This window comes from Marinobacter alkalisoli (assembly GCF_045449855.1).
Classification (GTDB): domain Bacteria; phylum Pseudomonadota; class Gammaproteobacteria; order Pseudomonadales; family Oleiphilaceae; genus Marinobacter.
In genome coordinates, this window is sequence record NZ_JBJJLC010000030.1 from 102102 (window position 1) to 120788 (window position 18687).

The 18687-nt window shown below is 60.0% G+C and carries 25 protein-coding genes and 1 other RNA gene; 18 read left to right on the top strand and 8 right to left on the bottom strand.

Annotated features, from left to right (window positions below):
• The first annotated feature begins 38 nt into the window (after positions 1-38).
• Positions 39-788 (top strand): DUF8198 family protein, encoded by a 750-nt coding sequence (locus ACJO5Y_RS12765; RefSeq protein ID WP_406987669.1) that lies wholly within the window; start codon positions 39-41, stop codon positions 786-788.
• Positions 789-808: 20 nt separating this feature from the next.
• On the opposite strand, the gene ACJO5Y_RS12770 is transcribed toward ACJO5Y_RS12765, so the two are convergent.
• Complete coding sequence (locus tag ACJO5Y_RS12770) at positions 809-1087, bottom strand: polyhydroxyalkanoic acid system family protein (protein ID WP_406987670.1); 279 nt, start codon at positions 1085-1087, stop codon at positions 809-811.
• Between the two features lie 113 nt (positions 1088-1200).
• Here ACJO5Y_RS12770 and ubiE point away from each other — a divergent pair, with 113 nt between their 5' ends.
• The 9 genes from ubiE to ACJO5Y_RS12815 all read left to right on the top strand — a co-directional run bounded on the left by ubiE (position 1201) and on the right by ACJO5Y_RS12815 (position 7373).
• Complete coding sequence (gene ubiE / locus ACJO5Y_RS12775; RefSeq protein ID WP_406987672.1) at positions 1201-1992, top strand: bifunctional demethylmenaquinone methyltransferase/2-methoxy-6-polyprenyl-1,4-benzoquinol methylase UbiE; 792 nt, start codon at positions 1201-1203, stop codon at positions 1990-1992.
• A complete protein-coding gene (locus ACJO5Y_RS12780; RefSeq protein ID WP_406987674.1) occupies positions 1992-2633 on the top strand; it encodes a ubiquinone biosynthesis accessory factor UbiJ in 642 nt (213 codons plus the stop codon). Before ubiE ends, ACJO5Y_RS12780 begins: the two co-directional genes overlap by 1 nt.
• The gene (gene ubiB / locus ACJO5Y_RS12785) at positions 2630-4273 is read left to right on the top strand and encodes a ubiquinone biosynthesis regulatory protein kinase UbiB (protein WP_406987676.1); all 1644 of its coding nucleotides are present in this window, start codon (positions 2630-2632) and stop codon (positions 4271-4273) included. The genes ACJO5Y_RS12780 and ubiB overlap by 4 nt, the downstream gene beginning before the upstream one ends.
• Before the next feature lie 22 nt (positions 4274-4295).
• Positions 4296-4733 (top strand): phosphoribosyl-AMP cyclohydrolase, encoded by a 438-nt coding sequence (hisI, locus tag ACJO5Y_RS12790; RefSeq protein ID WP_406987678.1) that lies wholly within the window; start codon positions 4296-4298, stop codon positions 4731-4733.
• On the top strand, positions 4726-5055 hold the full coding sequence (locus ACJO5Y_RS12795) for a phosphoribosyl-ATP diphosphatase (RefSeq protein WP_406987680.1): 330 nt from the start codon (positions 4726-4728) through the stop codon (positions 5053-5055). The genes hisI and ACJO5Y_RS12795 overlap by 8 nt, the downstream gene beginning before the upstream one ends.
• 89 nt (positions 5056-5144) lie before the next feature.
• Entirely contained in the window at positions 5145-5390 is a 246-nt protein-coding gene (gene tatA, locus ACJO5Y_RS12800; protein ID WP_406987681.1) for a Sec-independent protein translocase subunit TatA, read from the top strand.
• A gap of 11 nt (positions 5391-5401) precedes the next feature.
• Positions 5402-5866 carry a Sec-independent protein translocase protein TatB gene (tatB, locus tag ACJO5Y_RS12805; RefSeq protein WP_406987682.1) on the top strand — a complete coding sequence of 155 codons (465 nt, stop codon included), beginning with the start codon at positions 5402-5404 and terminating at the stop codon, positions 5864-5866.
• A complete protein-coding gene (gene tatC, locus ACJO5Y_RS12810) occupies positions 5863-6657 on the top strand; it encodes a twin-arginine translocase subunit TatC (protein ID WP_406987684.1) in 795 nt (264 codons plus the stop codon). Before tatB ends, tatC begins: the two co-directional genes overlap by 4 nt.
• Positions 6654-7373: a 16S rRNA (uracil(1498)-N(3))-methyltransferase gene (locus ACJO5Y_RS12815; protein WP_406987685.1), complete on the top strand. Its 720-nt coding sequence runs from the start codon at positions 6654-6656 to the stop codon at positions 7371-7373. The genes tatC and ACJO5Y_RS12815 overlap by 4 nt, the downstream gene beginning before the upstream one ends.
• 1 nt (position 7374) lies before the next feature.
• On the opposite strand, the gene ACJO5Y_RS12820 is transcribed toward ACJO5Y_RS12815, so the two are convergent.
• From ACJO5Y_RS12820 to ACJO5Y_RS12840, 5 genes are read right to left on the bottom strand one after another with little or no spacing between them, the layout of a single operon-like run.
• A complete protein-coding gene (locus tag ACJO5Y_RS12820; protein ID WP_406987687.1) occupies positions 7375-8289 on the bottom strand; it encodes a DUF808 domain-containing protein in 915 nt (304 codons plus the stop codon).
• Positions 8290-8336: 47 nt separating this feature from the next.
• Complete coding sequence (locus ACJO5Y_RS12825) at positions 8337-9572, bottom strand: UbiH/UbiF/VisC/COQ6 family ubiquinone biosynthesis hydroxylase (RefSeq protein WP_406987688.1); 1236 nt, start codon at positions 9570-9572, stop codon at positions 8337-8339.
• Positions 9565-10845, bottom strand: a complete 1281-nt coding sequence (gene ubiH / locus ACJO5Y_RS12830) for a 2-octaprenyl-6-methoxyphenyl hydroxylase (RefSeq protein ID WP_406987690.1) — start codon at positions 10843-10845, stop codon at positions 9565-9567. The genes ACJO5Y_RS12825 and ubiH overlap by 8 nt, the downstream gene beginning before the upstream one ends.
• A 4-nt stretch (positions 10846-10849) precedes the next feature.
• Positions 10850-12169, bottom strand: a complete 1320-nt coding sequence (gene pepP, locus ACJO5Y_RS12835) for a Xaa-Pro aminopeptidase (protein ID WP_406987692.1) — start codon at positions 12167-12169, stop codon at positions 10850-10852.
• A gap of 26 nt (positions 12170-12195) precedes the next feature.
• Positions 12196-12795 carry a UPF0149 family protein gene (locus tag ACJO5Y_RS12840; protein WP_406987693.1) on the bottom strand — a complete coding sequence of 200 codons (600 nt, stop codon included), beginning with the start codon at positions 12793-12795 and terminating at the stop codon, positions 12196-12198.
• A 139-nt stretch (positions 12796-12934) separates the two neighbouring features.
• Here ACJO5Y_RS12840 and ACJO5Y_RS12845 point away from each other — a divergent pair, with 139 nt between their 5' ends.
• The gene (locus ACJO5Y_RS12845; RefSeq protein ID WP_406987695.1) at positions 12935-13555 is read left to right on the top strand and encodes a ZrgA family zinc uptake protein; all 621 of its coding nucleotides are present in this window, start codon (positions 12935-12937) and stop codon (positions 13553-13555) included.
• 16 nt (positions 13556-13571) lie between these two features.
• Here the strand turns inward: ACJO5Y_RS12845 and ACJO5Y_RS12850 are convergent, their stop codons facing one another.
• Complete coding sequence (locus ACJO5Y_RS12850) at positions 13572-14093, bottom strand: DUF3299 domain-containing protein (RefSeq protein ID WP_406987696.1); 522 nt, start codon at positions 14091-14093, stop codon at positions 13572-13574.
• A 75-nt stretch (positions 14094-14168) separates the two neighbouring features.
• Between ACJO5Y_RS12850 and ACJO5Y_RS12855 the strand changes: the two genes are divergently transcribed.
• From ACJO5Y_RS12855 to ACJO5Y_RS12885, 7 genes are all read left to right on the top strand, one after another.
• Positions 14169-14882 (top strand): ABC transporter ATP-binding protein, encoded by a 714-nt coding sequence (locus ACJO5Y_RS12855; protein WP_406987698.1) that lies wholly within the window; start codon positions 14169-14171, stop codon positions 14880-14882.
• Positions 14879-16153: an ABC transporter permease gene (locus ACJO5Y_RS12860; protein ID WP_406987700.1), complete on the top strand. Its 1275-nt coding sequence runs from the start codon at positions 14879-14881 to the stop codon at positions 16151-16153. The genes ACJO5Y_RS12855 and ACJO5Y_RS12860 overlap by 4 nt, the downstream gene beginning before the upstream one ends.
• A 102-nt stretch (positions 16154-16255) precedes the next feature.
• Positions 16256-16462, top strand: a complete 207-nt coding sequence (locus ACJO5Y_RS12865; protein WP_406987701.1) for a TIGR02449 family protein — start codon at positions 16256-16258, stop codon at positions 16460-16462.
• Positions 16463-16762 (top strand): cell division protein ZapA, encoded by a 300-nt coding sequence (locus ACJO5Y_RS12870; protein WP_406987703.1) that lies wholly within the window; start codon positions 16463-16465, stop codon positions 16760-16762. It abuts the gene before it with no gap.
• Between the two features lie 65 nt (positions 16763-16827).
• Positions 16828-17008, top strand: a non-coding RNA gene (gene ssrS, locus ACJO5Y_RS12875) — 6S RNA.
• Positions 17009-17024: 16 nt separating this feature from the next.
• Complete coding sequence (locus ACJO5Y_RS12880; RefSeq protein ID WP_406987704.1) at positions 17025-17552, top strand: cytochrome b; 528 nt, start codon at positions 17025-17027, stop codon at positions 17550-17552.
• A 163-nt stretch (positions 17553-17715) separates the two neighbouring features.
• Entirely contained in the window at positions 17716-18348 is a 633-nt protein-coding gene (locus ACJO5Y_RS12885) for a 5-formyltetrahydrofolate cyclo-ligase (protein WP_406987706.1), read from the top strand.
• On the opposite strand, the gene ACJO5Y_RS12890 is transcribed toward ACJO5Y_RS12885, so the two are convergent.
• Complete coding sequence (locus ACJO5Y_RS12890) at positions 18345-18515, bottom strand: hypothetical protein (RefSeq protein WP_406987707.1); 171 nt, start codon at positions 18513-18515, stop codon at positions 18345-18347. The genes ACJO5Y_RS12885 and ACJO5Y_RS12890 overlap by 4 nt on opposite strands.
• Between the last annotated feature and the right edge of the window lie 172 nt (positions 18516-18687).

Genomic DNA, 18687 nt, shown 5'->3' on the forward strand with positions numbered 1-18687 from the left:
ACTCGCAGCTTTCCTGCCACAGGTTTACCGGAGCACACATGTACCGCGAGCGCCTTGTCGCCACTGAAGTCCACTCTGACAGCGCCCGTCGACTGCAGTACCTGCTGATCAACTATCACGACTTCCGCCAGCGCAAGGCGTCACACCCCCTGCTGGAAGACACTTTCCGGATTGCCGACTGGCAGGCCGAGCGCCTGAAACGAACCCACCAGGATCTATACCAACACCCGGGCTACCACACCGGCCTGGAGTTCCTGCTGACCGATCTCTACGCCCCGGCAACCATGACCCGTCGTGACGACAATATCGACCGGGTATTTCCAAAAATGGTGAAGTGGCTTCCTGACAATCTGCTGGATACCTTTGCGGGGCTGGTGGAACTGAACCTGATCACCCAGCGTCTGGACCTGGACCTGACGGAAACGCTCCGGCGCGATGGTGTGCCGAGCCAGGGCTTAACCAGCGATCAATACTGTGCGGCTTTTCGCGCCAGCCCCGGCCTGGAACAACGTCACCGCCAGATTGCGCTGGTGGCCGAGGTCGGCCAGCAACTGGATCACTACGTCCGTAACCGCACCCTGGGCTGGCTGCTCAGCATGACCCGCGGTCCGGCGGAAATGGCAGACCTGAGCGACCTGCACAGCTTCCTGCACCGGGGCTATACTGCGTTTCGCAAGATGGAAGACGTTGACGCCCTGATCGAACGGCTGGTCACCCGGGAGGCGCGGGTGCTGGACAACATCCTCAACCGGGTCCCAGAGCCGTTCAATCTCCCCGACGATCTGTGACCCGGGAGACGGCCGCTGGATCAGGCCTTGAGAATCTGATCCAGTTGAGAGTGAATTTCCTGCTCGATCCGTGACTTGAAAGGCCTCAGCAGCATGCCCAGTTCCAGGTGAATGTGCAGGTCATTGTGGTCGATGCTCAACTGGCCTTTCACGCCACTGCGCTTGAACCGCAGCACATCCCCTTCCCACTGGTAATTCACATCAAACTGCCTGGACAGATCCTGGGCCAGGGTTTCCGCCGCTTCACGAGCGTGCGCCTTGTCCAGGGAATGAGCGCGATGAACATCGATAACAGACATGAATCGGGATTCTCTTTAAAAATGGGAGGTTTTATAGTTTAAGGGGGTAATAAACTTGTAGCCACCCCCCTAACCGTTAGAATACGGGGTTCAGATTCTGACAGGACACCCCCATGAGCGAGCAACAAACGCCAGCCAACGAGAAGCCGGTCGGCACCCCGCAGGATGATGTCACCCACTTTGGCTTCCGCAATGTGCCGAAAAGCCAGAAGGCCGGTCAGGTCGCCGAAGTTTTCCATAACGTCGCCGGCAAGTACGACCTGATGAACGACCTCATGTCCATGGGCATCCATCGGCTATGGAAACGCTTCACCATCGAGCTCAGCGGCGTTCGCCCGGGGCACCAGGTGCTCGACATCGCCGGTGGTACCGGTGATCTGACCATGAAGTTTTCCGACCTGGTCGGCCCCACTGGCAAAGTCGTACTCGCCGACATCAATGCCTCCATGCTGCAGGTGGGTCGCGGTCGTCTGATGGATCGGGGTTACGCCGGTAACATTGAATTTGCCCAGGCCGATGCCGAACACCTGCCGTTCCCGGATAACACCTTCAATGCGGTGTCTATCGCCTTTGGCCTGCGTAACGTGACCGACAAAGACCAGGCCCTGCGGGACATGGCACGGGTACTCAAGCCCGGCGGCAAACTGATGGTGCTGGAATTCTCCAAGCCCACCAACCCGCTGCTGAACAAGGCGTACGACATGTATTCCTTTAACGCCCTGCCACTCATGGGCCAGCTGATTGCCGGCGACAGTGAAAGCTACAAGTACCTGGCGGAGTCCATTCGCATGCATCCGGACCAGGACACTCTCAAGGGCATGATGGAACAGGCCGGACTGGTGAACTGCAAGTACTACAACATGACCGGCGGCATTGTGGCCCTGCACGTGGGAATCAAGCCCTGATGTTTCCCGGCCCGACCCTGCTTGCCGCCGTGACCGCCGTCGTTGAGGGCGCATTGAACCGTGCCCTGGAACTAGACCCGGCCGGTCGTAAGGCGTTGATGAGCGCGTTGACAGGGCCGGTGGAATTCACCCTGACGGCCCCCGTGCCGCTGACGTTCACCCTGTATCAGACCGGTGATCGTGTGCAGGTCAACAGCCAGCCGGCGGAAGATCCGGCTTTACAGCTGGCCGGCAAGCCCATGGCATTCGCGGCGCTGGCCACCGGTGACGACCAGGTGTTCCGCCACGGCCGAATTCAGGTCAATGGCGACACCGCCCTGGCCCACCAGTTTCAGCGCGCACTGAACCAGCTGGAACCGGACTGGGAAGCAGCCCTGGCCCGCCATATTGGTGATGTGCCAGCCCACTTTATCGGCCAGCGCATTCGCGGTGCAGTGAAGTGGAGCCGTCAGGCTTTCGGCGCCCTCAACGCCAATATCGAAGAATACGTGCACGAAGAGAGCCGGACACTACCCGGGCGCCGCGAGCTGGAAGCCACGTTTGAAGACATCGACCAACTGAGCCTGCAGACCGACAGGCTGGAGGCCCGTGTCAGCCTGCTGGAACGCCACACCAACGAAGAGCCGCCGGAGACACCGTGACCCGCTTGCAACGCCTGTTCCGAATAGCCTGGGTATTTTGCCGTTACCGGCTGGACACGTTCCTGCCACTGGCCGAACTGCCCGGCCCGCTCAAGGTGTTTTTCCTGCTGGCCCCCTGGCACCTGTTTCCGCAACCAAAACTGAGCCGTGGCGACCGCCTGCGCCTGGCGATGGAAGAATTGGGCCCGGTGTTCGTGAAGTTCGGCCAGATTCTGTCAACGCGCCGGGATCTGCTGCCTGATGACATGGCCGAGTCACTGAAGCATCTTCAGGACCGCGTCCCCCCCTTTCCCAGCACCGCCGCGCGGGAGATCATCGAAACTTCCCTGGGCGCACCGGTTGCCGAGCTGTTCAGCGAGTTTTCCGCCGACCCGATGGCGTCGGCGTCCGTCGCCCAGGTGCACGCCGCCACCCTGCTCAATGGCCAGAAAGTCGTGGTCAAGGTACTGCGGCCGGGTATTGAGCGGGTGATTCAGCAGGATCTGGCCCTGATGTACCTGATGGCCGGCCTGCTGGAAAAATACTGGTCCGAGGGCAAACGCCTGCATCCGGTTGAGGTGGTGGCGGATTATGACTCCACCATCCACGATGAACTGGACCTGCAACGGGAAGCTGCCAATGCCAGTCAGCTGCGCCGCAACTTCGACAATTCATCGCTGATCTATATCCCCTTTATTGACTGGGATTACACCCGCAAAACCGTGCTGGTGATGGAGCGCATCCACGGCATACCCATTGCCGATGTGGCGGCGCTGCGGGAAGCCGGCGTGGACATGAAAGTGCTGGCGGAAAAAGGCGTGGAAATCTTCTTCACCCAGGTCTTCCGTGACAGCTTTTTCCACGCCGACATGCATCCGGGCAATATCTTTGTGGATGTCAGCAACCCGGCGGACCCGAAATACATCGCCATCGATTTTGGCATTGTCGGCACCCTGGCGCCGGACGATCAGAGCTACCTGGCCCGCAACCTGCTCGCCTTCTTCCGCCGTGATTACCGCCAGGTGGCGCAACTGCATATCCAGTCCGGCTGGGTGCCGCCAGATACCCGGGTCAACGAATTCGAAGCGGCCATCCGCACGGTCTGCGAGCCGATTTTCGAGAAGCCGCTGAAGGACATCTCCTTTGGCCACTTCCTGCTGCGACTGTTCCAGACCGCCCGTCGCTTCAACATGGAAGTGCAACCGCAATTGGTCCTGCTGCAGAAAACCCTGCTGAACGTGGAAGGTCTTGGCCGCCAGCTGTACCCGGACCTGGACCTGTGGAGCACTGCCCAGCCCTTCCTCGAAACCTGGATGCGCAAGCGGATTGGCCCGTCCGGGTTGATCAAGTCCCTGCAATCGCATTTACCGGCCTGGCTTGAGCAGTCCCCGGAAATGCCGCAGCTGATCCACGATACCCTCGTGCAGCTGCGCAGCTCCGGCCCCACGGAAGAGCAGAATCGCGCTACACTGGAACTGCTTCGGGAAAACCAGAAGCGGGCGGAGAAACGCTGGCGACGAACCCTTATTGCCGCAGCCCTGGTGGGCGGCGCCTGGGTCAGCGCCCATTACGAACTGCCCACCCTGGCCCAATCACTGCCCCCGTGGGGCTGGGCCATGCTCGCAGTGGCGGCCGGACTGGTCGCCCGGGGCGGTCGGTAACAATTTTTCAGGATTCACAGAAATGCAAGATTCATCACCTAAAGTCGACAACCCTGACTGGCTGGACGCCATCCGCTGGAATGCCGACGGGCTGGTTCCCGCCATCGCCCAGGACGCCGCCACCGGCGAGATCCTGATGATGGCCTGGATGAACCCGGAATCCCTGCGGCTAACCACCGAGGAAGGCCAGGCAGTCTACTGGTCGCGCTCGCGGGGCAAGCTCTGGCGCAAGGGCGAAACCTCGGGCCATCAGCAGGTGGTGCATGAAATACGCCTGGACTGTGATGAGGACGTGATTCTGCTGAAAGTGGAGCAAAAAGGCGGTATCGCTTGCCATACCGGAAGGCGCAGCTGTTTTTACCGGAAATTTGACGACGGCGCATGGGTTACCACCGCCCCCGTGGTGAAAGACCCGCATACCATCTATGGACCGATCAAAGGGAGCGAACAGAGTGAGTGACGTACTGGAACGACTTGCCCAGGTACTGGAAGCACGAAAAGAAGCAGATCCTGACAAGTCTTACGTTGCCAGCCTGCACGCCAAGGGTCTGAACAAGATTCTTGAAAAGGTGGGCGAGGAATGCACCGAAACCCTGTTGGCGGCCAAGGATGCCGAGCAGTCCGGCGATACCCGGGACGTGGTTTATGAGACGGCGGATCTGTGGTTTCACAGCATGGTCATGCTATCGAGCCTGGGTCTCGGCCCGAAAGAGGTGCTGGATGAGCTGGCCCGTCGCTTCGACCTGTCAGGACTTGAGGAAAAGGCGTCCCGGAGCGAGTAGTGCCATGGGAACCCTTACGGGGTTTCCGCTGCACCGGCCCGGTAACGTACAATGGCATGTAACAGCAACATTAGAGTGAGGATCCCGTGATGGGTATCAGTATCTGGCAACTTCTTATCGTACTCGGCATCGTTATCCTGTTGTTCGGAACCAAGAAGCTCCGCAACATTGGCAGCGATCTGGGCGGCGCTATCCGTGGCTTCAAGAAGTCCATGAACGACGAGGACAACAAGGCCTCCGATCAGGACTCCCTGGAAGACAAGGACAACAAGGAAGAGCCGGCAGCCCACCAGACCCGCCCGGAAGAGAAACCCCGGGACAAAACCACTGGCTGAGGCCGGGCTGAATGTTTGATATCGGCTTTGTCGAGCTGTTGATCTGTGGTGTGATCGCACTGCTGGTCCTTGGCCCTGAACGCCTGCCAACGGCAGCGCGGGCGGCTGGCCGCTGGATTGGCGGTGCCCGCCGCATGGTTAACCAGTTCACCTCGGAACTGGATCGCCAATTGAAAGCCGAAGAACTGCGTGAGGAGCTACGCAAAGCGGGGGATGTGGGCCTCGACGACGTCGAGAAGAGTGTTCGTGGCGCCCTTGATGAGGCCAAAAAATACGAACACATGATTCTGCCGGAGGATCGGGCAACCAAGCCCAGGCCAGCGCCCGCAACCCGCCGGACGGCCGAAACCAAGGCACCTGCGGAGCCTGCCCCACAACAAAGCCTGGAGCCGACACCCTCTACTGAGCAAACCACCAGCGAGCGTCATCCAGAACCCCATCCGGATCAGGAAAGCGCTTCGGATAATCGTTCATGACCAACAAGCCTGACGGCAACCACACCCCGGATTCATCAACGGCCCAGCCCGACATGCCCCTGATCGAGCATCTGCTGGAGCTGCGCAATCGCCTGTTGAAAATGGTGCTGGCGGTGGTGATCTGCTTCGCCGCGATCTATCCGTTCGCCAATGAACTTTACCTGCTGATGTCACAGCCCCTGCGGGAACTGCTTCCGGTTGGCCAGACCATGATCGCCACCGACATTACCTCGCCCTTTTTCGCGCCCCTGAAACTGGCGCTGGTACTGGCGGTGTTCGCCGCCATCCCGGTGATCCTCTACCAGATCTGGAGCTTCGTTGCCCCTGGCTTGTATGCCCATGAAAAGCGGCTGGCGTTTCCCCTGCTGTTCACGTCCGTAATCCTGTTCTATCTGGGCGCAGCCTTCGCCTACTTCGTGGTGTTTCCCCTGGTGTTCGGTTTCTTCACCGCCATCGGCCCCGAGGGCATCGTCGAACTACCGGACATCACCAGTTACCTCAATTTTGTGCTGAAAATGTTCTTCGCCTTTGGCGTGGCGTTCGAAATTCCCATTGCGACCATCCTGCTGGTGCTGACCGGCGCCACCACCCCCGCCGACCTGGCCGCCAAACGGCCCTATATTGTGGTCGCCTGCTTTGTGATCGGCATGCTGCTGACGCCTCCGGATATCATTTCCCAGACTTTGCTGGCCGTTCCCATGTGGTTGCTGTTCGAGATGGGCATCATCTTCAGCAAGCTTGCAGTGCGTAAAACAGACGACACAGAAACCGGTGAAGCGACGGACGAATGAACCTGGCACTGCTGTTTGAGGAAGACTTTGTTGCTGCAGACCGCGCCGTGCTGCGTGGTCGCCGGCTGTCACACCTCCATGAGGTTCTGAGGGTCGCCGAGGGCGATCTGATACCCGTGGGCAGAGTGAATGGTGATATCGGTACCGGTCGGGTGCTGAGCCTCACCGACGCGCAGGCAGACATTCTGGTGGAGCTGTCAGAGCCGCCGCCATCGCCACTGCCGTTGACGCTGATCCTCGCCATGCCCCGGCCGAAAATGTTCCGCCGTGTGCTGCAAACCTGCGCCACCCTGGGCGTGAAGGGCATCTGGCTGATCAACAGCTACAAGGTGGAAAAGAGTTTCTGGCAAACGCCCTGGCTGTCCGAAGGCAACCTGCGGGAGAACATGACCCTGGGACTCGAACAGGCGCGGGACACGGTCCTGCCAGAGGTGCACATTCGTCAGTTGTTCAAGCCATTTGTGGAGGATGAGCTACCGGCACTGCTACAGGGCAAACGGGCACTGGTGGCTCACCCGGGCACCGCAACCCCCTGCCCCACGCACCTGAACCGGCCCACCGCGCTCTGTGTTGGCCCGGAAGGGGGATTCACCCCCTACGAGGTCGGCAAGCTGGAAGAGGCCGGGTGCGAGAGCGTCCACCTTGGCCCGCGGATTCTGAGGGTGGAAACCGCGGTACCAGTGCTGGTCAGCCGCCTGTTCGACGCCTGCCGGTAAGTCAGGCAGAGCGCGCTTCCCACCATTTCAGCATCGGCGTGATGATCGCCACCAGCAAAGCCCCAACCAGGACACCGAACAGACCGTCCGCCAGGGTCGGAATCAGCACACCGGTCACACCGCTGAAGCCCTCAGCCAGATGATGAATGGCGTCATAGACCGGCGGCAAGCCATGGGTGAGAATGCCGCCGCCCACCAGGAACATGGCGATGGTGCCGAGAATAGACAGGGTTTTCATCATATAGGGCGCAAGCCAGAGAATGCCATTGCCCATCCACTGCGCGATGGCACTGTCTCTCTGGCTGAGATACAGGCCGCCATCATCCAGCTTCACGATACCCGCCACCAGGCCATACACACCCACCGTGATCATCACCGCCACAACGGTCAGTACCATAAACTGCATGCCAAATGTCTGGGTGGTAACAGTGCCCAGCGTGATCGCAATAATTTCCGCTGACAGGATAAAGTCTGTCCGTATCGCGCCCTTGATCTTGTCCTTCTCGACCGATTTCATATCGACATCAGGATTCTTCAGCGCTTCGTGGAGCTCGGCCTTGTGCTTGTCGTCTTCCTGCTTGTGCAGGAACTTGTGAGTCAGTTTCTCGAAGCCTTCGAAACAGAGGAAGGCACCGCCCAACATAAGCAGGGGCGTCACCAGCCAGGGCACGAAAAAGCTGATGGCCAGGGCTGCCGGCACCAGGATGGCCTTGTTGATCATTGAGCCCTTGGCGACCGCCCACACCACCGGCAGTTCCCGGGCCGGTTTTACGCCGGTGACCTGCTGGGCGTTGAGGGCAAGGTCGTCCCCCAGCACGCCGGCGGTTTTCTTGGTGGCGGCTTTGGTCATCAGGGCGACGTCATCCAGCACGGTGGCGATGTCGTCGATCAGTACAAGCAAACTGCTTCCAGCCATGACACGTTCCTATGTCGAGTCGTAAAAGGGTAAGGTTTAACGATCTTTCAGGCGTCCAGCCCCATGGCTTCAGCCGCAATCCGGTTCTTCACCGGCCCAAGCTGGTTCAGCCAGCGCATGCCGGTGTTGCGCAACCAGCGCACAGGCAGTTCATCGCGGGCAAACAGCTGCTTGAAGCCTTCCATGGCGGCCATCATGGTGAGGTTTTCACCCTTGCGGCGACGCTGGTAACGGCCGAGCACCAGGTCATCAGCCGCACCGAGGCCCGCCTTTCTTGCCCGAGCCAGCTCATCCAGCAACGCCCGCACATCGCCGTAGCCCAGGTTGGCGCCCTGTCCGGCCAGAGGGTGGATTGTGTGTGCCGCATCACCCACCAGGGCAAACCCGGAGGCAATATAGTCCTTGGCATGGCGCTGGCGCAATGGAAACGCGAAGCGGCGGGAAACGGACTCGACTGCACCCAGCTCCCGCTCAATCGCCCGTTCCAGCTCGCCAGCAAAGGTGTCATCGTCCAGCGCCATCAGGCGGCGGGCTTCTTCGGTATCCTGGGACCAGACAATCGAGCAGAAATGCTCATCCCCGCCGTCCGTCAGCAACGGCAGGAACGCCAGTGGCCCGGTGGGCGAGAATCGCTGCCAGGCGGTGAACCGGTGGCTCTGGCTGGTTTTGACGGTGCACACGATGGCCTGCTGGTCATAATCCCACTCGCGGGTGGGTAATCCCACCCACTGGCGCAGCCGGGAGTGGGCGCCGTCGGCCGCTACCACCAGATCCGCCGCCAGGACGCTGCCATTTTCAAGTTCGATGCCACGCAGACCTTCTGGCCGCCCCTCATCCTGCCACCAGCCAGTGACTTTCACGCCATCAATCAGCTCGACATCACTCTCAGCCAACGCCGCAAACAGCCCCCGCACTATGTGGCGGTTTTCAATGATGGTGCCGAGAGACCGGGCCTGCAGCTCTGCCGCTTCAAACTGGATGCGACCGGTCCCATCACCGTCCCATACGGTCATGGTCTGGTACGGGCAATGACGACCCGCCACGATGGCTTCCCAGACACCCAACTCTGCAAGCAGGCGTTGGCTGGCTACGGAAATCGCGCTGACCCGGGGTTCAAAATCATCCACCCCCTTCGCCGGGGCCGGAGCTTTCAGCAGGACCTGTCGCTCACTGCTTTCCACCAGCGCCACCCGCCAGCCCTGGCGCGACAGACCCAGCGCCAGAGCGGAGCCCACCATGCCGCCACCGACCACCAATATGTCGAACTTCCGTGGTTCACTCATGTTTTACGGACTCCCTGCTCGTCCGGGCCGGATGATCAATCACTGCGCGACGGCCGCCGATGCCCATGGCCTTGCGGGCAAACCAGCGCTTGGCGCCCGGCATCAGGTCCAGCCCCACCAGCCCGGCATCACGGGCGGCCGCCAATGGCGGCGGGGACTGGCCAAAAAATCGGATCAATGAATCCGAGAACTGAACCGTTTGCTGCCAGTCTTGATGATGAAGCCTCTGATAGCGCTTGAGAACACCCAGGTCACCAATGGGTGTCCCCTGCGCCACCGCCAGACGGAACTGTTCCACCAGCGTCATCAGCCCCCGCAGGGCCAGGTTGAAGCCCTGGCCGGCCACCGGGTGCAGGGCATGGGCGGCATTGCCCACCAAAGCGACGCCGGGGCGAACCGGCTCATCCACGGTGGTCAGTTTCAGGGGGTAGTGGTTGCAGGCGCCAATTCGGGTGAACCGCCCCAAACGCCAGCCAAAACGTTCCTGTAGCTGCCGGCACCTGTCGTCATCAGGCAGGGCCAGGAGCTCTTCAAGCGCCTCGTCCGTCAGGGTCCACACCAGGGCCGACTGGTGGCCGGCACGGGACGGTGAGCCGTGGGGCAACAGCGCCATGGGGCCGGCGTCAGTGAAACGCTCGAAGGCGGTATAACGGTGACTCTCCGCAGTGGAGACGTTGGCGATCAGGGCATTCTGGCCGTAATCGTGCGTGCGGACCTGGAACCCGAGGGTTTCCCGCAGGCCGGAGCGACCGCCATCGGCCACCACCAGGCACTGGGCGGTCAGCTCACGGGTATCTTCGCCGGATTTTACCGATACCCTGACGCCCTCCGGCAGCGGCGTCATATCCACCACCTCGGCGGGCGCTTCCCATTGCACATGGGTTTCCAGCAGCTCCCGCATCAGGCACAGGCCCATCCAGCGGTTGTCGGCCACATAGCCAAGGGCGGCCTGATCATGCTCGGCGGCATGCAGGCGGGTGGCGCCAAAACGCCCACGATCGGACACATGGATGTGTTCAATGGGCGAGGCATATTCCGACAGCCGCGACCACAACCCCAGTTCCTCAAAGATCAGCCGGGAACCCCAGGCCAGCGCGGTGGAGCGGGCGTCGTAACTGGGCTGGTAGCTGTCCGGCAATGCCTCCGGAGACAGCGGAAAGGCCTCCACGACGGTCACCCGCAACGAGGGCACGACCTTCGCCAGCGCGAGCGCCAGGGTTGCACCGGCAAGGCCGCCGCCGGCAATGATCAGATCGGTATCAGGCCTGGTCACCGGGTCAATCCGCCATCAGTGCTTCAATATCGGCGATGGTCTTGGGCACGGCCTCTGTCAGTACGCGACAACCTTCTTTGGTGACCACCACATCGTCTTCAATACGGATGCCAATGCCCCGCCACTTTTCATCAACATCGGTGTTGTCCGGCGCGATATACAAACCGGGCTCCACCGTCAGCGTCATGCCCGGCTCCAACTGACGCCAGGCGTCGCCTACCTTGTAGTCACCGACATCGTGCACATCCAGCCCCAGCCAGTGGCCGGTACGGTGCATGAAGAAGGGCTTGTAGGCTTCCTGTTCAATGGCATCGTCAACAGAACCGGACAACATACCAAGATCAATCAACCCCTGGGTCAACACCCGCAGGGCCGCTTCGTGGGGGTGGTTCCAGTGATTGCCGGGGCGCACAGCTTCAATCGCCGCGTACTGCGCAGACAGCACCACCTCATACACCGCCTTCTGCTCGGCGCTGAAGCGACCGCTGACCGGGAAGGTGCGGGTGATATCCGAGGCATAGCAATCCACTTCACAGCCTGCGTCGATCAGCACCAGGTCGCCGTCGTTCAACGGCGCGCCATTTTCGATGTAGTGCAGGATACAGCCATTGGCACCGGAGCCGACGATAGACGGATACGCTGTGGAACGGGCACCATGATCCATGAAAGTATGAATCAGTTCCGCCTCCAGGTTGTATTCGTAACCGCCCTTGCGAGCCCGTTTCATGGCACGGCAATGGGCCTTGGCGCTGATCTCGCCCGCTTTCGCCATCACCTTGATTTCATTGGCGCTCTTGTACAGACGCAAGTCGTGGAGCAAGTGCTCCAGGGCGACAAATTCTCCCGGGGGATGGGCACCGGCGCGCACCTTGCTGCGAATCACCTTGACCCAGTCCATGACCCGCGCGTCAAAATTGTGATCCTTGCCCAGCGGGTAATAGACCCGGCTGCGACCTTCGATCATGCCCGGAAGGATGTCGTCAATGTCGGAAATCGGGAAGGCATCGTCCAGCCCGAACTTCTCAATCGCCCCTTCGGGCCCCGCCAGGAAACCGTCCCATAATTCCTTCTCGGGATTGCGCTCCTTGCAGAACAACACCGACTCCCCGTGCTCACGCCCGGGGATCAGTACCAGCACCGCTTCCGGCTCGCCAAATCCGGACAGGTACTGAAAGTCACTGTCCTGACGAAACGGGTGGAGCACGTCGCGGTTGCGAACACATTCCGGAGCCGCCGGCACAATTGCAATGCTGTCCGGAGCCATCAGCTCCATCAGTTTGCGACGACGATCGGCAAATTCTTTAACGGGTATCATTGACGGCATAACCTCTCCCGCAGGCACGTACCTGCTCAGTGCAGTGTCGGAGTATCCGTGGCCGGCTTTTCTGGCGGGTTGAATTCGGTGAACACCGCCAGCGCCCCCAGGCGCACATATTCCACAATTTCCATCAGTTGCTGTTCGCTTTCATCGTCCGCCTCTTCCTCCTCGGACACCTGACTGATGGCCACCATATCCTCAATCAGCTCACGGATCTCGTCCGGGGCCTGACCCAGGGATTGTCCCGCGGACAGCGCCATGCCCTCCAGAAAACCGCGCACCCAGGAGGTCAGCGCTTCCAGACGCTGATCAATGGCATAGTCATCGTCCGGCAGCAGCGGATGAAAACTCATGTCCGTCGCTTTCAGCAAGGCCAGGGTCTGGTCGTAGGCGGCCTGCATGAAATCCTTCAGGTCCGCAGACTCTTCGGCGGCGCTATCCGGCAGCCCCATGTGTTCGCAGACCATGGCCAACCACTCTGATTCATCTATCCGGGCGCCGGCGGCCAGCCGTCCACAAAGGACGCCATGAAGTTCGGAAGGGTGACTGAAGGCTTTGTGCGCGGTAAAGATGTTGGCCCAACGCTCGAACGCGGCGGCGCGGGCGGCACCTGAGGTGTCGGTTTCTGACATGAAACGGAACGGTCCTGTATCACTGGATTTAGGGGTCTATCCTAGCATCCGGGCGCGTGGAAGACACTCGCCCTCTTGATTCAGACCGCCAGATGATCAATTATGTTATAACATATCAAAATCAGCGGAATCAGACGCCATGAAGACCAGCCCCAGACAAACCCTTTCCAGAACAGCCCTGAGCCTTGGTATGACCGCGCTACTGGCGACAGGCACAGCCGTCGCCGGCGACAATCCGGGCGCTCACCGTCATGGCTATGGGCAACTGCAAATGGCGGTTCAGGGAGGAAGTATTGATCTGCTTTTTACCTCTCCGGCCTACAACCTCGCCGGTTTTGAGCGACAGGCCCAAACCCCGGAAGAAGAGGCCAGGCTGGCAGAGATTGCGGACTGGCTGAGCAACAACCCACTGATCGATACGGCCCCAGGCTCCTGCGTCGTCATGGCCGGTTCGGTTCACCATAGCGGGCCTGCCGGGCAACCTGACAAGGACCATCACCACGAAGACGAGCATCACCATGATGACGACCATCACCATGATGACGACCATCACCATGAGTCGGAGGACGAAGGCCATCGCGAGTATGAAGTCTCTCAGCAGCTGGAATGCCAGGCTCTGACAGCCGGCCAGGCGTTCTCAAGCCCGCTGAAAGTCAGGTTCCCGAACCTTGAGGTGCTGACGGTGGAATGGGTGGGCCCAGCCGGACAAGGCAGCACACGGCTTGGCGAGGGCGAACCCACATTCCAGTTGGGTGACTAAGGCCGGTATACCGGCCTTACTGCTGGTACCGCTCCACCTTCTCGGCGACCACGGAGTAGGACGATTTGGCAATATCGTTCTCGGTACTCTCGACAACCAGAGTGCCCTCGACCCAGACCGGATCGTAAAGCGCCTCGAGGGTAAAGCCCTCTTTGTACTTTACGTGGATGATCTGGTTCGGGGGCGGCGGCGGAACGTGGATACAGGCACCGTAATACGGCACCAGGAAGAACTCGAGAATACGCATGTCTTCGGTGGTTTTCAGGGGCACCACAAAGCCGGGAATTTTTCCGGACACCCCATCCATGCCGGGCACCACACGACCGGTCATGATCTCGTCCGGCAGCGTAGGCGGGCCATCTCCCTCATGGACGATTTCTGGCATACTCTCCAGCAAATTCAGATCTTCTTCCGGCATCAGTTCCAGCCAGTCAATTTCCCGGTCGGCCGCCGTGGCGACACCCAGGAATGCCGCCAGACAAATGGTGACAGCGCCCCGAAGCAAACGACGGGAATACACAGAGAAGATTGAAGACATGCGTGAAGCCGAAAACATAAAACGCCTACCTATGAGTTTGTGGGCAAATCATACACCGAATCAGCGCCAGCGCACATGACCAACCAGACATCCAGACAGAGCAAGAGTTCCGCAACCGCCGAGCAGGCCGTCACCACACGCAGCCTGTGCTATCAGTGGCCCCACAGCAACGTCGCGCTGCAATTTCCGGACATCACCCTTGAACGCGGTGAGCACCTGTTCATCAAGGGGCCCAGCGGCAGCGGCAAAAGCACACTCCTGAGCCTGCTGGCCGGCATGTTACGGCCGACTTCCGGCTCGGTTTCACTGCTGGGCGAGGACATTACGCCCTTTTCCAATGGGCAACGGGACCGTTTTCGTGCCGACCACATGGGCGTTATTTTCCAGCAGTTCAACCTGGTGCCCTACCTCACGACTCTGGGCAATGTCACCCTGCCATGTCGTCTGTCCACCAAGCGGCACCAACTCGCCAAACCGGAACCCTCGCAGGAAGCCGAGGAACTGCTGGCTGAACTGGCCATTCCGCACAGCCATTGGCACCAGCCGGTCACCCGCCTCAGTGTGGGCCAGCAACAACGGGTAGCTGCCGCCCGTGCCCTGATTGGCCACCCCGAGCTGATCCTTGCCGACGAACCCACCTCGGCACTGGATACCGACAACCGCGACCGGTTTATCGAACTGCTTCTGACCCTGGGGCAAAGAGCAGGCTCCTCGGTGATTTTTGTCAGCCACGACCAGGGCCTGGCCACGCATTTTGACCACGAACTCTTCCTGGAGGCGCACCCATGAAGGCCCGCCTTGCATTTTCCCTGGCCTGGGCCAGCCTGTGGCACCGGCGCCGCGTGCTCGCGCTGGTAACATTGACCCTGACCCTCAGCGTGACACTGTTGCTGGGCGTTCAGTACCTGCGTACCGAAGTCCGCCAGTCGTTCACCAACACCATCTCGGGAACCGACCTGATCGTCGGCGCCCGCAGCGGGCAATTGAACCTGTTGCTGTATACCGTGTTCCACATCGGCGATGCCACCAACAACATTCGCTGGCCCACCTATCAGGGGCTGACGGAGGACAGTCGCATCGACTGGGTAGTGCCTCTGTCCCTCGGTGACAGTTATCGCGGCCACCGGGTCGTTGCCACCGACGCCGGCTTTGTCGAGCACTTCCGGTTCGGCCGGGATCAGTCCCTCACGCTGAGCGGCGGGCATTGGTTTGAGGATGTCTTCGACGTTGTGCTTGGGGCGGAGGTAGCCCGTAAACACGGGCACGCCCTGGGGGACAAACTGATCCTGTCCCACGGCGGCGGTAGCACCAGCTTCTCCAACCACAAGGACACGCCCTTTACCGTCACCGGCGTTCTGGCGCCCACAGGGACACCGGTGGATCAGGCGGTCTACATCAGCCTGGAAGGCATGGAAGCCATGCACATCGGCTGGGAATCCGGGGTGGCGATCCCGGGACGAACGGTATCGCCGGAGCAGGCCAGGAAGCGCGACCTGACCCCCGATGCCATCACCGCGGCGCTGGTGGGTATCGAGCGCAAAGTGATGACGTTCCAGGTGCAGCGCCAGATCAACGAATCCCGGGAAGAGCCCTTGTCCGCCGTGCTGCCGGGGGTTGCCCTGAGTGAGCTCTGGCGCATCATGGGGCAGTTTGAGCGCGCGCTGCTGGGCATTACCGGCTTTGTGGTGGTGATCAGCCTGATTGGACTGGTCGCCGTGCTGCTGACGCTCCAGGCCCAGCGCAGCCGTGAAATTGCCATTCTCCGTGCCACCGGCGCCTCTCCGGGGCTGGTCGCCGCACTGCACGTGATCGAATGTCTTTTCCTCGCCGCCATTGCCTGCCTGCTGGCCGTACTGCTCGGTACCGGGGGGCTGGTGTTGCTCAGCCCCTGGCTGCTGGAACAATACGGGATACAGATCAGCCTGCGCCCCCTGGCGGCGCCGGAGTGGATTATTCTCGCCAGCGTACCGGTCACAGCGGCGCTGGTGGGCCTGATCCCCGCGCTGCAGGCGTGGCGTCAGAGCCGACGGCAGGGGCTCAGTCACAACTCGGAAGAGTGACAGTTGTCACTCTTCCGAGGCCATGACAACCCTGTAAATTGACCGGGTTGCAGTCCACACTTATAGTTACTTGCATCTATAACCACAGGCGTTGACGCAATCATGGAACAGTCCGAACTACAGGCATTGGCGGACAAACTGGACAAGCTCATTGAACGCTGCCACAAACTGGAACGGGATAATGCTGCACTGCGGGAGTTGCAGGATGACTGGAACCGGGAACGCGCGCAGTTAATGCACAAGAACGATCTTGCCAAAAACAAGATCGAAGCCATGATTGGCCGCCTACGGGCCCTGGAGCACCACTAAATGGCAAAACAGCAGCCCACCACCGTTGAAGTAAAAATCCTCGACAAGGAATATCTGGTTGCCTGCCCAGAGGACGCTCGCGAAGCGCTGGTTCAATCTGCCCACCACCTGGACAGCAAAATGCGGGAGATCCGCGCCAGCGGCAAAGTATTCGGTACCGAGCGTATTGCCGTCATGGCAGCCCTGAACATCACCCACGATTTGCTCGAGCGCGACACCATGTCCGACACCGCCAGCTCTATCCTGGAGGCCATGGACAACAAACTTGATTCTGCCCTGGGAGAATCCTCCGGCCAATAGACCTGTGTCTCCTGTTCGGATTCAGGTGTTGCAATCGGCCCCGCTGATGCCCGTATAATGGTGTTAACTTCCTGGGCTGTTCGCAGGTCGGATACGTCCTCGAGCCGATGCGCACTACCCAGGTGGCTACTTCAGGGCATTGTGAGCACGTCCCCCGAGGGGGAAAGCCTAATATGTCACAGCGGCCACCGACCTTGAACTTTGGGTTCAAGGGCCACATCCGATAAACGGCAGCTCGGGAAGCTTTTCTTTGAGGGATCTGATGCAAATCACTGACACAAAGGAACGTTACGGATTCATCACCCGCTTGCTGCACTGGGGCATGGCCCTGCTCCTGCTCTGGCAGTTTCTATCGGCGGGCGCGCACCTCCTGCTTAGTGACACTCCAGTCGAAGAATTTTTCTGGGCGACCCACAAACCTCTCGGGTTTCTCCTCCTTATCCTGATCTTTATCCGCAGTTTGTGGGCACTGGCAAACCTTTCACGACGACCACCTTCCGTGAACAGGGTGGCAACCCTCGGTCATGTAGCGCTCTATGGACTGATCTTTCTGATTCCCTCCCTTGCCCTGCTACGCCAGTATGGCTCCGGCGAGGCGTTCGAGCCTTTGGGCATTGCGCTTTTCAGCGGGTTCGAAGGGGATGAGATCGCCTGGATGGTGCTGCCAGCGAATTTGCTCCATAGCTGGTTTGGGTGGGCGTTGCTGCTCATTATCATCGGACACGTTTTCATGGCATTCCAGCACAGACGTCAGCCGGGCCATGTCGATGTCCTGCCACGCATGAAGTAGCATCCATTACAAGTCAGCCCTATGTCGCAATCGGAAAACGGCCGGACGGCCCCAGATCGGTGAACCCGTGTCTGCAAGTGTGAGTAACTGCTAGAATTTACCACGACGTCTGATCCGTGCCTGGATTCAGAAGACATCAACACGGCAGCCCGGGAAGCGTATTTTGAGCCAGTTCATTGCCCCCCAACCGTTCGAAGCACACCCTGACAAGCGGTCCCGCAGCGCCCTGCGCAAAGAACTTCGGCGAAAGCGACGGTCACTCACCCCGGAGCAACAGCAGCAAGCCGCTGAAAACCTCGCTCTGAACCTTCTCGGCAACCCGGATCTGCACCGGGCAAGACACATCGCGCTGTATCTGCCCAACGACGGCGAAATTGATCCACACATCTACCTGTCGGTAGCTCGACGCAAAGGCATTCGCTTCTACTTACCGGTGCTACACCCGATCCATCACGGCAAACTGGTGTTCAGTCCCTATGACGATGGCGTGCAACTGGTCAGCAACCGTTTCGGCATCCCGGAACCCCCTTTCCACAAGGGCCTCAGGCGTCCGGCGTGGGCGCTGGATGCGGTTCTGTTTCCATTGGTGGGATTCGATGAATCAGGCGGGCGATTGGGTATGGGGGGAGGTTTCTATGACCGGACATTCGCGTTCACCAGGATTCGCCCCCGGCTGGCGCCCAAGCTGATCGGCATTGCCCATGACTTTCAGAAGGTGCAGGAGTTGCCCGTCGAACCGTGGGACGTGCCATTGCACAGTATTGTCACGGACCGGCGCTGTTACCGGGTTGCTTAGCGGTTATCGCCACGGGCAACGGGTACCAATACGGCTTCGCTGGCGATCGCGCGAGCATTGGCCCCCTGCTTTTCTTCGGAGGCCTGCAGCGAAGTGAAGCCGGTGATCACAAGGCCAACAGCGAAAATCAGCACTAGTGCCCTCAGGATGTCAGGTTTGCGTTCCATGATGCGTTTCTCCAACTCCCGAAAGGGTAAAAACTCGTTAAATCAGTGAGCTATTATTGTTTTTTAAGAATTAGACGAAAGACTAACACGCATCTTGATTTTTACAATTTTTGACAGATTAAAATTTTGTAAGGCCAACAAATATCAAGCTCTGACGGAACCGGGCCGTGGG